At 41.3% G+C, this 15,000-nt stretch carries 12 protein-coding genes; 4 read left to right on the top strand and 8 right to left on the bottom strand.

Annotated elements, in window-relative coordinates:
• Window positions 1–411: 411 nt before the first annotated feature.
• Both CYO90_RS06970 and nifJ read right to left on the bottom strand, forming a co-directional pair.
• Window positions 412–921 carry a DNA-deoxyinosine glycosylase gene (locus CYO90_RS06970; protein ID WP_103578976.1) on the bottom strand — a complete coding sequence of 170 codons (510 nt, stop codon included), beginning with the start codon at window positions 919–921 and terminating at the stop codon, window positions 412–414.
• Window positions 922–1,017: 96 nt separating this feature from the next.
• Window positions 1,018–4,596, bottom strand: a complete 3,579-nt coding sequence (gene nifJ, locus CYO90_RS06965) for a pyruvate:ferredoxin (flavodoxin) oxidoreductase (protein ID WP_103578975.1) — start codon at window positions 4,594–4,596, stop codon at window positions 1,018–1,020.
• Between the two features lie 157 nt (window positions 4,597–4,753).
• Between nifJ and CYO90_RS06960 the strand changes: the two genes are divergently transcribed.
• The 4 genes from CYO90_RS06960 (at window position 4,754) to fldA (ending at window position 7,588) form a co-directional block, all read left to right on the top strand.
• Complete coding sequence (locus tag CYO90_RS06960) at window positions 4,754–5,920, top strand: sugar transporter (protein WP_103578974.1); 1,167 nt, start codon at window positions 4,754–4,756, stop codon at window positions 5,918–5,920.
• 136 nt (window positions 5,921–6,056) lie between these two features.
• Window positions 6,057–6,368 (top strand): DUF2325 domain-containing protein, encoded by a 312-nt coding sequence (locus CYO90_RS06955; protein WP_002939277.1) that lies wholly within the window; start codon window positions 6,057–6,059, stop codon window positions 6,366–6,368.
• A 3-nt stretch (window positions 6,369–6,371) separates the two neighbouring features.
• Window positions 6,372–7,085, top strand: coding sequence for a UDP-N-acetylmuramate--alanine ligase (locus CYO90_RS06950; protein WP_103578973.1), 714 nt, complete (start codon window positions 6,372–6,374; stop codon window positions 7,083–7,085).
• Between the two features lie 11 nt (window positions 7,086–7,096).
• Window positions 7,097–7,588 carry a flavodoxin FldA gene (gene fldA / locus CYO90_RS06945; RefSeq protein ID WP_103578972.1) on the top strand — a complete coding sequence of 164 codons (492 nt, stop codon included), beginning with the start codon at window positions 7,097–7,099 and terminating at the stop codon, window positions 7,586–7,588.
• Between the two features lie 28 nt (window positions 7,589–7,616).
• Here fldA and CYO90_RS06940 read toward each other — a convergent pair whose 3' ends face one another.
• The 6 genes from CYO90_RS06940 to CYO90_RS06915 all read right to left on the bottom strand — a co-directional run bounded on the left by CYO90_RS06940 (window position 7,617) and on the right by CYO90_RS06915 (window position 14,943).
• Window positions 7,617–8,354: an amino acid ABC transporter ATP-binding protein gene (locus tag CYO90_RS06940; RefSeq protein WP_103578971.1), complete on the bottom strand. Its 738-nt coding sequence runs from the start codon at window positions 8,352–8,354 to the stop codon at window positions 7,617–7,619.
• Complete coding sequence (locus tag CYO90_RS06935) at window positions 8,354–9,022, bottom strand: amino acid ABC transporter permease (RefSeq protein WP_103578970.1); 669 nt, start codon at window positions 9,020–9,022, stop codon at window positions 8,354–8,356. Before CYO90_RS06935 ends, CYO90_RS06940 begins: the two co-directional genes overlap by 1 nt.
• A gap of 23 nt (window positions 9,023–9,045) precedes the next feature.
• Complete coding sequence (locus tag CYO90_RS06930) at window positions 9,046–9,798, bottom strand: amino acid ABC transporter substrate-binding protein (protein WP_103578969.1); 753 nt, start codon at window positions 9,796–9,798, stop codon at window positions 9,046–9,048.
• A 9-nt stretch (window positions 9,799–9,807) separates the two neighbouring features.
• Window positions 9,808–10,560, bottom strand: coding sequence for an amino acid ABC transporter substrate-binding protein (locus CYO90_RS06925; RefSeq protein WP_021093337.1), 753 nt, complete (start codon window positions 10,558–10,560; stop codon window positions 9,808–9,810).
• 9 nt (window positions 10,561–10,569) lie between these two features.
• On the bottom strand, window positions 10,570–11,349 hold the full coding sequence (locus tag CYO90_RS06920) for an amino acid ABC transporter substrate-binding protein (protein ID WP_103578968.1): 780 nt from the start codon (window positions 11,347–11,349) through the stop codon (window positions 10,570–10,572).
• Window positions 11,350–11,490: 141 nt separating this feature from the next.
• Complete coding sequence (locus CYO90_RS06915; RefSeq protein ID WP_103578967.1) at window positions 11,491–14,943, bottom strand: acyl-[ACP]--phospholipid O-acyltransferase; 3,453 nt, start codon at window positions 14,941–14,943, stop codon at window positions 11,491–11,493.
• Window positions 14,944–15,000 lie beyond the last annotated feature (57 nt).

Below are 15,000 nucleotides of genomic sequence, written 5' to 3'. Positions count from 1 at the left end.
TAATAAGACTTATGAGTTATGTGGCTTAATCTTATTATGTGGTAAAATATTTTAAGAATAAATTTGTTAATGGTAAAAATCTTATATCTGGATATAAAATTTTTAGATGCAAATTTGTCTTGCTATCACAAGTGTATGAAGATATACTAAACATAGATTATATAAACAAAAAAGAATTTCTTGTTTCATCATAAGAGTATGAGTCTAGGTGTCAAAACATTAAAAATACAAAAAAATTGTGTTAAATCCTATTAAGCCTATAAAAGAAAATCTATTTAAGTTCTGTTGAGGCTAATACAAAAATACAGAAAAGAAAAAGTTATAAATATAAAATAATCATTGCCAATATAATAAAATTAAAAATAAATTTTTTGTCTATAAGAATAGTTTTTAAATTTTTTCTTTTAAGGGTTAAAATTGCTCTTTTAAATTTTTGGCTATGATTTGCCATTCCTTTGCGAGCTTTTCAAGGCTAAATTTAGCATTTGCAGGGCTGGTTGATGGTAGTTTTATAACTTCATTTTTTGTCGCTTTTATGATCCCACTCTCTAAATATTTTTTGCAAATTTCATAAGCTTTGCCGCCGTTTGCATAGACTTGCCTGATATTTGCCTCTTTAAATATCGGCTTTAAATTTGCAGGCACGATCTTGCTCATCTTAGCGTCGCTTGAGCCCTCTATCTCGCATGATATCGCCGCGTCATATATCGCGATGTGATGAGAAAGTAGAAATTTTATCTTTTCATCTGTGCTTTCTGGCACACCAGCATTTAAAATCCCAGCCAACACCCGCCAAAAGCGGTTTTGCGGATTTGTATAGTAAAAGCCAAATTTACGAGAGATGACAGAAGGAAAAGAGCCAAGGATCAAAATTTTAGAGTTTTTATCAAAGATTGGCTTAAAAGGGTGCGTTTGGCTCATTTTTAACCTTTTAAATTTGAAAATTTAGCCGCAAAAAACGGCTAAATTTAAAGAAATTTTCTCTTGCCGTTTAAATTTGGCAAGAGAAATTTAAATTTACTCAGCACTTTGCGCAGCTTTGCTGCTCTCTATTTCGTCGCTAAAGTCAGCTAGGCTAAGGCGTTTTAGCTGGCGGTAGCGTCTTTGCGCGTCAGCTTTGTTTTTAGCTAGTAGCTCGTCAGCGTGCTCAGGGTTGGTTTTCTTAAGCGAGTTGTAGCGAACTTCGTTTAGCAAAAACTCTTCATAAAGCGACCAGTCTGGCTCTTTTGAGGTGATTTTGAGCGGATTTTGTCCCTCTTTTAAAAGGCGCGGATCATATAGATATGTCGGCCAGTATCCGCATTTTGTGGCGAGTTCGCCTTGGCCGCCTGACTGCGATAAACCGCCTTTGATGCCGTGAGCGATGCACGGAGAGTAGGCGATGATGAGGCTTGGGCCATCATACGCTTCAGCTGCTGCGATCGCTTTTATCACGTTTGCTTGGCTTGCGTTTGAGTTGATCTGCGCTACAAAAATGTTGCCGTAAGTCATCGCGATGTAGCCAAGGTCCTTTTTCTGAGCTGGCTTGCCGCTAGCTGTAAATTGCGCTATCGAGCCTGCGCGGCTTGATTTAGAGCTTTGGCCGCCAGTGTTTGAATAAACTTCGGTGTCAAGCACTAGCACATTTACGTTCTCGCCGCTTGCTAGCACGTGGTCAAGTCCGCCAAAGCCGATGTCATACGCCCAGCCGTCGCCGCCGATGATCCATTGCGACTTTTTGACAAGGAATTTCTTAAGCTCTAAAATTTCTTTCACGCCTGGCGCGTTTAAATTTTGCTCTAAAATAGGCAATAAATTTTTCGTGATCTCTTGTGTTTTAACGCCATCATTTTTGAAATTTATCCAGTCATTGTAAAGCGCTGAAAGTGCGTTTGGCACGCTATCTATGTTGTTTCTCATTATATCTTCGATGCGGTGGCGCATAGTCTCCATCGCTACGTTCATACCCATGCCAAACTCAGCATTATCTTCAAATAGCGAATTTGCCCACGCAACGCCCTTGCCTTCGTCATTTGTGGTGTATGGAGTAGATGGAGCTGAGCCGCCATATATCGAGCTACAACCAGTCGCGTTTGCTACGATCATACGCTCGCCAAAGAGCCTTGTTATAAGCGTGATATACGGAGTTTCGCCGCATCCCGGGCAAGCGCCGTGGAATTCAAAGAGTGGCTTAGCAAAGCCAACGCCTTTAACGCTCTCTTTATTCATTAGATCGTCTTTGTAAGCGACCTTTTTAAATAGATAATCAGCATTTTCTTGCTCGTTTTTGCTTAGCTCTTCTTCAAGCGGCACCATGACGAGCGATTTTTCTTTGCTTGGGCAGTTTTGCGCGCATAGCTCGCAGCCGGTGCAGTCTAGCGGGCTTACTTGGATTTTATATTTTAGTCCCTTGACCTCTTTGCCTTTGGCCTCTAGGTTGTGCTCTTTTACGCCATCTGGGGCTGCGCTAAGCTCGTTTTCGTCTATCAAAAATGGCCTGATTACAGCGTGTGGGCAGACAAATGCGCACTGGTTGCACTGGATGCAGTTTTGCTCGATCCATTTTGGCACCATGACGCCAACGCCGCGTTTCTCGTAGGCCGTCGTGCCAGCTTCAAAGTGGCCGTCCTCGTAGCCTATGAAGGCTGAGACTGGCAGGCTGTCACCGCGAGCCGCATTTATCGGTTTTACGACGTTTTCGATGAAGCTGTTGCCGATGTATTTTTCATCTTTTTGCTCATCATCTACTAAATTTGCCCACGCAGGATCGACTGGCACTTTTATGAGCCCATTTGCGCCAACGTCGATAGCGTTGTAGTTCATCTGTACGATCGCCTCGCCTTTTTTAGCGTAGGCTTTGTGCGCGTATTCTTTCATATATTTTTGCGCATCTTCAAATGGTATGATGTTGGCAAGCTTGAAAAATGCCGACTGCATTATGGTATTTGTGCGGTTTTTAAGGCCTATGTCGTGTGCTAGCTTTGTTGCGTTTATGATGTAGAAATTTATATTTTTGCTAGCTAAAATTTTCTTAACTTTATTTGGCAGTTTCGCTATGGTCTGTTCTGCGTCCCAGATAGAGTTTAGTAAAAATGTGCCGTTTTCTCTGATGCCGTCAATGACATCGTAAATTTCAAGATATGCTGCGACTGAGCAGGCTACAAAGTGCGGATTCGAGACGAGATAGGTCGAGCGGATCGGCTTTTTGCCAAAGCGAAGGTGCGAGCGCGTGTAGCCGCCTGATTTTTTACTATCGTAGGCAAAATATGCCTGCGCGTAAAGATCAGTCTTATCGCCGATGATCTTAATAGAATTTTTGTTTGCGCCCACGGTGCCATCAGCGCCAAGGCCGTAAAATAAGCACTCTTTAACGCTCTCATCACTTAGTGAAATTTTCTCTCCAGTAGGTAGCGAGGTAAAAGTGACGTCATCGACGATGCCCACTGTAAAGCCATCTTTTGGCTCACTTTGGTTTAAATTTTCAAATACAGCTAGCATCTGCGCAGGATCGACGTCCTTTGAGCTTAGGCCGTATCTACCGCCAACTATGATCGGAGCGTCTTTTTGGCCGTAAAATGCAGCTTTTATATCAAGATATAGCGGCTCGCCAAGGCTGCCAGGCTCTTTTGTGCGGTCAAGAACGGCTATTTTTTTCACGCTCTTTGGCATCACGTCAAAGAGATACTTCGTGCTAAATGGGCGGTACAAATGCACCTTGATGATGCCCACCTTTTCGCCTTTTGCGTTTAGATAATCAACGACCTCTTCAAGAGTTTGCGTCACTGAGCCCATAGCCACAATGACGCGCGTAGCCTCAGGGTCGCCGTAGTAGTTAAATGGCTTGTAGTCGCGGCCAGTGATCTTTGAAATTTCAGCTAGGTAGTTTGCCACGATGTCTGGCACTGCGTCATAAAAGCGGTTGCTTAGCTCTCTTGTTTGAAAGTAGATATCGTCATTTTGCGCTGTGCCTCTTGTTTTTGGGCTCTCTGGATTTAGCGCTTCGTCTCTAAATTTCTGTAGCGCCTCTCTGTCAAGAAGTCTGTCAAAGTGCGCGTAGTCCATCACTTCTACTTTTTGAATTTCATGGCTCGTTCTAAAGCCATCAAAGAAGTGTAAAAATGGCACACGGCCCTTGATCGCCGCTAAATGCGCCACGCCAGCGATGTCCATCACCTCTTGCACTGAGCCGCTTGCTAGCATAGCAAAGCCAGTTTGGCGACAGGCATAGATGTCTTGGTGGTCGCCAAATATTGAAAGTGCTTGCGCTGCTAGTGATCGAGCTGAGACGTGGATGACGCCAGGGAGGAGCTGGCCTGCTATCTTATACATATTTGGAATTTTTAAAAGTAGGCCTTGAGAAGCTGTGTAGGTCGTAGTTAGGGCGCCAACTTGTAGCGAGCCATGCACCGTGCCAGCTGCGCCACCCTCGCTTTGCATCTCGACTACTTTTACTGGCATACCAAATAAATTTTTCTTGCCCTGCGCTGCCCAAAGGTCAGTGTAGTCAGCCATAGGCGAGCTAGGAGTGATAGGGTAAATTCCAGCTACTTCGGTAAATGCGTATGACGCGTAAGCTGCGGCCTCGTTTCCGTCCATAGTTTTCATTATTTTTGACATATTTCCGCCTTAAAATTATCTTAAAAATGGCTTTATTATAAAAGAAAAATCCAAAATTTGTCATTAATCTCTATCATTAAAAAAATTAAAATTTATAAATAACTAAGATGTAAGTCAAATTTTAATATTGTAGGGGCAAAGTAAAAAGGATGAAATTTTGATAAATATTCATAAAATAGCCTATTTAAGGGTTATCGCGCTAGCTTTTGCAGCTTTTATATTTAATACAACTGAGTTCGTGCCAGTGCCGCTTTTAAGCGACATAGCAAAGGATTTTGGCATGAGTACGGCTGATACTGGGCTCATCATCACGATATATGCGTGGAGCGTGACGATACTCTCGCTACCTTTTATGCTGCTAACTGCAAATTTAGAGCGAAGGTCGCTACTTTTAAAGGTTTTTATCATTTTTGTCGCTTCTCACGCACTTTGCGCTGTTGCTTGGAATTTTACTGTTTTAGTCATAGCTCGCGTGCTAATAGCCATCTCGCACGCCATATTCTGGTCGATCACCGCCTCGCTTGCCGTTAGGGTGGCACCTATCAATAAAAGCTCGCAAGCTCTGGGACTTTTAGCGCTTGGCACATCGATGGCGATGATACTTGGTTTGCCACTTGGCAGGATTTTAGGCGATAGCTTGGGCTGGCGTGTCACATTTGGACTTATAGGGATCTTTGCTGTGGGCGTTGGCGCTTGGCTATATAAAATTTTGCCACTTTTGCCTAGCAAAAACTCAGGCTCGCTAAAGAGCTTACCAGAGCTTGCTAGAAATGGCTTTTTGATGGTGATATTTTTGCTAACTGCTATCGTTATCAGCGCGCATTTTAGCACCTATAGCTACATCGAGCCGTTTGCTAAAGATATTAGCGGCTTTGATGGTAAATTTATCACCATATTTTTGCTTTTGTTTGGCGTAGCCGGTATCGTAGCAAGCGTGCTTTTCTCTAAATTTTATAAGCTCATACCAAATTCTTTTACAGCTATCTCAATAGCGATCATTTTAGCCTGTTTGCTTGTGCTAAATTTGATCGCTACAAATGAGAGCTTGATGCTTGCGCTTGCCTTTATCTGGGGGCTTGGCATAGCTGGGATAAATATGAGCTTTCAGATAAAGGTGTTAAACTTAGCCTCAAACGCCACAGACGCTGCGATGGCGATATATTCAGCCATTTATAACATTGGCATAGGAGCTGGCGCGCTAATAGGTCATCAAACGATAGTTCATCTTGGCGAGCAAAATATCGGCAACGTTGGTAGCATTTTTGCAGCGACTGGACTTGTCATCTTTCTCGTTGCATCGGTTAAATTTAAAAAGGCTAATTAAATTTAGCCTTTTTAAAAAACCAAAAACGTTACAAATTTCTACAAATAAGTGATAATAAATATCATAACTAAGAATAATTTTAGCTAAGCTTTTTTATAATCGTTATCAGAAATCGAATAAATTTTAGGAGCTTGTTATGTCAGTTTTAGTTATCGGAGCAGATGAGATCACGCCTATTAAGGCTGTTTTGCATGATTTGGGAGCTGAGAAGATAGAGCACTGGGACGCTAGAAACGAAAACCGCGTAAATCGCAAGCCGATCCCACAAGACACCGAGTGCGTGGTGATGCTAACTAGCTTTTTAAACCACAACACGATGAAGACTATTAAAACTCAAGCAAAAAAGAGAAATATCCCTATCGTTTGTGCAAAAAGAAGCGTTAGTTGCGTATTTTGCGAGTATTGTAAGGTCTTTGGCCTAGATAAGGAATTTGGATGCAAAGAATAATCGATGAAGTTCGGGTTTTTATCAGATATTGGCGAAATAACTCCAAGTATTTTTGCAAAGCTTGACAAGCTTTCGCGTGCGAAAATTTTCATCGCACTTTATAATGTCGGCGTAGAGAGCGAGCTAAAGATCCCGCTTTCTTACGCTAAATTTCTAAATTTCAAAGACATTTTTGAGGCTAGGATAAATTTCTTACTGCGTGATAAATTTTTAAATTTCAAACCAGTTGATAGCTTTTGCATACCTTCAAACGTCGTTATAAATGCTTATTTGAAAAATGATTTTAAAGGGTTGAGATTTGTAGCAAAAGAGCCAAAGATGGCAGCTGCAAAGATGATAAAGATGCTTTATAGAAGCGGGGAATTTGAGTTTTTCATTGACGCGGCGCAGATGTTTTGCCAGTTTGTTTATGATAAAATACGCCTCCGCCATCAGGACAAAGAGGTCGTGCTAAATGGTGGTGTCATCTCAGTAAAAAAAGATGGCAAAAATTTACTCAGCGTCATGCCAAGCTTTAAAAGGGTGAGCTTTGATGATATGAGAAATTTAAACGACGATATCGATGCAGCCGTTTGCGCGCTTGGTCACGAGTGCGAGATGGTCTATATCGTTTGCCCTAGAAATGAGGAATTTAGGCGGCACGTTGAGGTTAGGCACTGCTTTGCAAGAGGGTGCATAAAGCTCGTGCCTTATACGATTATTAGTAAAATTTTTTAAAAAGGATAGAAATGATAGGTATAGTTTATGGAAGCAGCATGGGAAATACCGAAGATGCAGCAAAACTTATAAGCGAGGGCTTGGGGCTTGAAAATGAGCTTTTAAACGTCTCTGACGTGGACGGGGCAAAGATAAATAGCTTTGATAAGCTCATCCTTGGCACATCGACTTGGGGTAGCGGTGATCTTCAAGATGACTGGGATGCGTTTGATTTTAAAGCGTTAAATTTAAGCGGTAAAACGGTCGCTGTTTTTGGCATGGGCGATAGCGAGAGCTACTCTGATGAGTACTGTAACGGCATGGCAAAGCTTTACGATGAGGTCGTAAAAGCAGGTGCAAAAGTAGTTGGCGAAGTTAGCACTGATGGATATACATTTGATGGCTCTGATGCCGTAAGAAATGGTAAATTTGTAGGTCTAGCGCTTGATGCTGATAACCAGAGCGACAAAACTGAGGGTAGAATTTTAGCTTGGATCGAGCAGATAAAACCGTACTTTGCGTAATAAATTTAGCTAGATCTTCTAGCTAAATTTATATATCCATAGCTGAGATGAAGCTTTTTATCCTCTCATTTTGGCTGTTAAAAAACTCATCTACCAAGCCATCAAATGCGATCACACCTTTATCTAAAAACAAAATTCTATCAGCTATCTTTCTAGCAAAATTCATATTATGAGTGACGATGATCATGGACTTTTTCTCTTTTGCAAGAGATAAGATGACCTTTAAAACTTCAGCCTCAAGCTCTGGATCAAGCGCACTTGTAGGCTCGTCAAGTAGCAAAAAGTATGGATTTACAGCTAGCGCTCTAGCTATGGCCACGCGCTGTGCTTGTCCGCCTGAGAGCCTGTTTGGATAGGTGTCTTCTTTATGGCTAAGCCCTACTTTAGATAAAAGCTCTTTTGCCTCTTTTATCGCTTCGTTTTTATCCTTTTTTTGAACGTAGATCGGAGCTTCAGTGACATTTTGAAGCGCTGTTAGGTGCGGAAAGAGGTTGAAACTTTGAAAGACCATGCCTGTTTTTTTACGAATTTCTAAAAGCTCTTTTGAGCTTAGCCTCTCTTTAAAATTTACACTCCTATCATCTACCTCTAAAGTGCCACTTTGTGGGATCTCAAGTAAATTTATGCATCTAAGAAGTGTTGATTTGCCACAACCAGATGAGCCAACTATCACGGTCGTTTGCCCCTCTTTAAAGCTTGTATTTATGTTATCTAGCACCAAATGATCGCCGTAAGATTTGCTTATATTTTTAAAATTTATAGCCATTAGACATACCTTGAGACAGCTTTTTCAAGCCTTGATTGAAGATAGGTTAAGAGTGTGCAAACCACTAGATAGATAAGTGCTGCTAGGATGTAGAGGATGAGTGGCTCAAAGGTCCTTGCTGCGATCCTTTGAGCGACCATAAACATATCAACCATCGTTATAGAAGCTGCTAGTGAAGTGTCTTTAACAAGGCCTATAAATGTGTTAGAAAGCGGTGGCAGAGAGATCCTTACTGCTTGAGGTGCGATGATACGCTTTAAAATTTGATAGTGCGTCATGCCAAGCGATGTGGCAGCCTCCCACTGACCTTTTGGCACAGAAAGAATGGCAGCCCTTACGGACTCAGACGCATAAGCACCCACGTTTAGACTAAATGCAATAGTCGCCGCGCTCCAAGTATCAAGCGTGACACCGATGCTAGGAAGTCCGTAAAATACGATAAAAAGCTGCACAAGAAGCGGCGTACCGCGAAATATCCAAACGTAGGTGGCAAATATAAATTTTAAAATTTTTATATTTGAAAGCCTTGCTACTGCTGTGATAATGGCGATGACAAGCCCTAGCGAAAACGAGATCAATGTAAGCGGAATCGTTACTTTTAAAAGTGCGATGATCATCGGTAGTGTCGAGCTTGAAACAAGCTCGATCACTCTATCTAAATTTTCCATTTTTGCCTTGTTGGTTTATAAATTTATTTTGAGACGTCTTTGCCAAAGTAGCTTTTTGAGATAGCTTCTAGTTTGCCTTCTTTTGAAAGTTCGTTTAAAGCATCTGAAATTTGCTCTGCAAGCTCGGCGTTATCTTTTTTAACAGCTGCTGCTGTGTAGTCTTTCTCATCAAGTGAGGCGGCTATCTTTACAGGTGCGTTTGGACGCTCTTTGATGAAGTCGTAAAATACGATGTTATCTCTTACAACAGCATCTACGCGTCTTGATATAAGAAGCTCCATACTTTTAGCAAAACTGTCTGTTACGACGTGTTCAGCGCCATATTTTACGGCGACTTTCGCCCAGTTGCTCGTAGCTGAGTCGGCATTTCTTTTGCCTTTTAGATCAGCAAAGCTTTTTATGTCGTTATTATCTTTTCTAGTGATGATAGCGCCAAATGTCACAGTATAAGGCACCGAAAAAGCATACTTTTTCTTTCTCTCATCAGTTATGCTTACTTGATTAAACACCACGTCTGCTTTGCCAGCGTCAAATGCTGCTAGCATAGCGTCCCAAGGAGCTGTTAGAAACTCAACTTTTAAATTTAACTTTTGCGCTACTGCTCTTGCGATATCTACGTCGTATCCTACTAGCTCATTTTTGTCATTATAAAATGTAAAAGGCGCGTAAGTGCCTTCTGTTGCTACTGTTAGCACGCCATCTTTTATAGTTTTTGCTTGCAAATTTAAAGCCATTGCAAGCACGGCTACTACTTTTAATAAATTTGTAAATTTCATTTTGATCCTTTATTTTGAAATATCTTTTCCAAAATATTTCATCGAAATTTCGCTTATCTTGCCTTCGGCTTTTAGCTCATCAAGCGCTTTGTTTATCGCTTCTAGTAGCTCGGTGTTGCCTTTTTTAAGAAGTGCAGCTGTTGGCATCGGCTCATTGCTAGTATATGCGATCTTTAGCGGTGCATTTGGGCGTTGTTTGATGTAGTCAAAAAATGTGACGTTGTCATTTATCGTATCGTCAGCTCTTTTTGAGATGATAAGCTCCACGCCTTTACTAAAGCCATCGGCTACGACCACTGTTGCGCCATTTTTCTCAGCTATCGCTGCCCAGTTGCTAGTTGCAGAGTGCACGCTTTTTTTGCCCTTTAGATCAGCAAAACTTTTGATGTCGTTATTGTCTTTATGCACGACAATTACTGGATATGGCATAGTGTAAGGCACGCTCATGTCATACTTTTTCTTTCTATCTTCGTTTATGCTAACTTGGTTAAACACTACGTCTGCTTTGCCAGCGTCAAATGCAGCTAGCATCGCGTCCCATGGAGCTGTTAGAAACTCTATCTTTAAATTTAGCTTCTTTGCAACAGCTTTTGCGATATCTACGTCATATCCTACTAGCTCGCCCTTTTCATCATAAAATGAATAAGGCGAGTAAGTGCCTTCAGTTGCAACTATAAGCTCGCCTTTTTTGATAGTTGAAGCATTTAAATTTAAAGCTAAAAAAGCACCTGCGATAAAGCCAAAAATGGGCTTAAAATTCATTAATTCTCCTTATTTAGAAATGTCTTTGCCGAAGTATTTAAGCGAAATTTCGCTTAAAACTCCTTCTTTGCTAAGCTCATTTAGGGCATTATTTATCTTATTTAGTAGCTCTTTGTTACCTTTTTTAACAATCGCAGCCGTATACATCGGCTCATCGCCAGCTTCGATGATCTTTATAGGGGCGTTTGGATGTTGTTTGATGTAGTCGTAAAACATCACCGCATCATCTATCGTATCATCAGCTCTTTTTGTGATGATCAAATTTATCTGATCGCTCAAACTATCGGTCACAACTAGCTTAGCGCCATATTTTTCAACTGTTGGTATCCACATGCTATTTACTGAATGCACACTTCTTTTGCCTTTTAGATTAGCAAAACTTTTGATGTCACTATTATCTTTATGCACGACGATAGCCGAGTAAGAGACCATATATGGCACGCTGTAGTCATACTTTTTCTTTCGCTCGTCGGTTATACTTACTTGGTTAAACACCACGTCCGCCTTGCCAGCATCAAATGCCGCAAGCATCGCATCCCATGAAGCTTCGATAAATTTTGGCTTTACGCCTAGTTTTTTAGCCACGGCTCTTGCTACCTCCACGTCATAGCCCATTAGCTCATCTTTTTCATTGTGAAATGAAAATGGCGAATAAACGCCTTCTGTTGCTATCCTTATGACGCCATCTTTTTTGATCTGCTCGTAAGAATTTGCCAAGGCAGAATTTAAAGAGAGCAAACAGCCAACTACGCATAGCGCACCAAATTTAAAAGCACTAGAAAATTTCATACAAAACTCCTTATAAAAAATAAAATCAATAACGGAATTTGCAAAAAAAGATAAATTTAAGATTTATGCAAATGTCAGTCGCAACTGCGACCTAGGTAATATTTTGGTGCTATTTTATCACAAAAATAAAAGGGCGGCAGCTCACTCCGCTAAAAGTGAGACCGCTAGAGCTTTAACGCCCTTAAAATCAACCTTGCCGCTTGCAAGCGTTGGGATATCATCAACGATAAATATATAGCTTGGCATCATGATCTGAGCTAAGTTGCTCTCTTTTAAAATTTGCTCGATATTCTCAGGCTCTGTGCCGCTTTTTACTAAAAGTGCGATCGCTTCGCCCTTTTTACTATCTGGCACGTTTGCACTGCTAAAGACGACGTCGCCCCCAAGCACCTTTGTAAGCTCTTCTTCGACACTTCCAAGGCTTATCATCTCGCCGCCTATCTTAACAAATCTTGAGTATCTATCTACGATAAATACAAAGCCGTTTTCATCGATGTGGCCTTTATCGCCAGTTTTATAGTATCTTACGCCATCAATGTGCGTGATGACCTCGCTTGTTTTGGCCTCGTCGTTTAGATAGCCCTTCATTACCTGCGAGCCGCCGATGACGATGAGTCCGTCTGTGCCAGTTTCTAGCTCTTCAAGCGTCTCTGGGTCGATTATTTTTATGATAGTGCCAGGCAGAGGCATGCCAACGCTGCCAGGTCTATTAAATGTAAGCTCTTTTAGGCTCTCTTTTTCTAGGATATTTGGCATATTTACAGCAGCTACTGGCGCCGTTTCGGTCGCGCCATAACCTTCATAAATTTCTATGCCAAATTTGAGCTTAAACTCGTCTTTTATCTCAGGTTTTAGCTTTTCAGCCCCAGCTACGACCATTCTGGCACTTTGAAACATCAGCGGATGAAGCTTTTTGTTTCTGGTGTAGAGCCTAAAAAACGTTGAGGTGCCAAAAATGATGCTAGCGCTGTGTCTTGCGGCCATTTTGCCGACAGTTGCTCCGTCTGTTGGGTCAGGCACGCTTATCATTTTTATGCCTTCGCAAAGCGGCATGAGCGTGGTGACTGTTAGTCCAAATGAGTGAAATACAGGGAGTGAGTTTAAGATCACGTCATCTTTTTTGAAATTTAGAAGTTCGCTTATTTGCTTAATGTTTGCAAGTAAATTTTTATGGCTTAGCTCGATGCCTTTTGGCTCGCCTTCGCTGCCGCTACTAAATAAAATGGTGGCCGTATCCTCTAAGCTTACACGCTTAAAATAGCAAAGCTTAATAAGCCAAGTTGGAGCAAAAAAGGCAGTTAAAAGCGTTAGAAATTTCTCTTTTTTTGAGACGCTAGCTGAGAGATCTTCTGCAAATTTAGCCTTTTCGCTCATCGCATCTTTTAGATCAAAGCCCTTAAGTGCGAGCTTTTCAAGAAATTTGCTAGAGGTGATGACTGTGTTTATATTTGCCTTTCTTAGGGCGTGATTTAGCGAGGTAGCATTAAGCGTATAGTTTAAATTTACGCTCACTTTGCCCATGGCAAGAAGTGCCATATTGACGATAGCTGCGATGCTTGAGCTAGGCAGCAAGATGCCTATATTTTTCTCATCTTTTAGCTCGCGTTTGAAAATTTTGATAAAGACTAAAACGGCTGTTATAAATTTCAAATTGCTTAAATTTAGCCCAGTGCTGTCGCTCACGCACTCTTTAAATTTATTTTCTTTTGCGTTATTTAGCCACTCGCTCGTTAGTGGTTTTTGCCTTGAGATAAAGCTCTCCCACGATGAAAAGCTAAGCTCAAGCACCTTTTGCTTCATCTTTGCAGCGTTTATAAATGTGGTTATTGGCTTGCCAAAGGCGACGATGATGTCGCGTCTGCCATTTTTAGAAGTGAGGTCTTTGTAAAATTTACTAGCTCTTGAAAAGCTAGATCCCCAAAGGCCACGAAGATAAAATGGCACGATACAAATTTCTTCTAGATCTCTTATGATAAGCTCAAAGCCCTTTTGAAATTCATTTATCTGGCCGTTGTAGCTGATGTGGCCTTCCGGAAAAAGTGCGATCACTTCGCCATTTTTTAGGCACTCTCTAACTAGCTCGATAGATTCTTTGCTAGCCCCTGCGCCTATTGGGATCACTTTAAAAAATTTAAAAATTTGCTTTAGATACCATTTGTTATAGATAGTTCTATACATGACAAATCTTATGCCCCTTGGGCTTGCAGCTTGAAGCACGAGCCAGTCGATCCAGCTGATGTGATTGCCAAGAAGTAGCGCGCCGCCACTTTGCGGTAAATTTTGAAGTCCTTCAACAAAAAAGCGGTACTTTGTCTTTAAAAATGGTAACAAAAGTAGCCTTGTAAAAAGGTGCGGAAGCTGTAAAATAGCGTAAAAACTGCCGAGCAAGCAAACAAGCGCTGTAAAGACAAAGAGGCCAGTGGTTGAAATTTCAAAATATACTAAGCCTATGCCAATGGCTAGAAATAGTAGCATTGAGACGTTTTGCAAGAAGTTGTTTGCCGCCATTATCTTTCCGGTGCTCTTTTGCGGGGCAAAGTACTGGATCATCGCATTTAGTGGCACTATAAAAATTCCACCAAAAAAGCCAAATGCAAATGAGCTAAGGCTCACTACGCCGATGCTTGAGCCAAATGCGAAAAATAAAAGCGAGAAAAATATACCCATAGCACCCATCGGTACGATGCCAAGCTCGATGTGAAGCTTTGACATAGAGCCAGCCACGTATGAGCCAAATGCTATGCCTATGGCGCTTACTGCAAGGATCGCTTGCACTGCTAGAGAGCTGTCGTCATTAAAAACTGCTTTGTAGTGAGCTGGGAAGGCTGCTATTATGATCTGAGAGATACCCCAAAATATACTAAGGCCAGCGATGCTTAGCCAGATATTTTTATCTGATCTTACCTCTTTTAAATTTTCTCTTAGATAGCTAAGGCTGATGTATCTTTTAAGCTCAAATTCTCCGCTTTGTTCGTTTGTGTCGCTGATGTAAGGCAGCTTGTAGGCAAAAAAAGCTTCAAGTGCGCTAAATACAACCAAAAAGATGCCAATAGGATAGACGCTTTTTAAAATTTCTTCTGAGTTTTCGCCTTGGATGTATAAATTTTCAAATATAAATGAAAATAAAAATGAGCTAACAAGTATCGCTACGATGGTTAGTGCTTGGATGACGCCGTTTGCTGTGCCAAGTCGCTCAGTGCCGACAAGTGCTTTGATGATGCCATATTTTGCTGGCGAGTAGATCGCACTTTGAGCAGCTAGTATGAGCGTGAGCGCAAATGCCACGCCAAAGGCACCCAAAAGGTAGCTAATAAGCACCGCAACGCTGATAACAACGCCAAAGACGGCGCAAATTCTAATAACCTTTGTCTTTGCAAATTTGTCATTTATAAAGCTTGAAGGCGAAAATAAAAATATAAATGGAAGCAAGATCATCGCATTTATAACGGCTGTTAGGATAAAAAACGTATCGCCTGAGTAGGTCTTTAAAAGGACGTTTTGAATTGTTATTTTGTGCGCTAGATCGACACTTGCGTTTAAAAATGCGATCGCAAGGTAGGGCAAAAAGCCAGTGACTTTTAGTAAATTCCTCATGAATAAAGCCTTTTTGGATTTAAAATTTTGTAAATCTAACAGCAAAATATTTAAAAT

Origin of the sequence: Campylobacter concisus, from assembly GCF_002913745.1 — a bacterium.
In the GTDB taxonomy this organism is placed as follows: domain Bacteria; phylum Campylobacterota; class Campylobacteria; order Campylobacterales; family Campylobacteraceae; genus Campylobacter_A; species Campylobacter_A concisus_R.
Note: the sequence above shows the minus strand (reverse complement) of the source record. Positions and strands in the feature narration are given on the sequence as shown.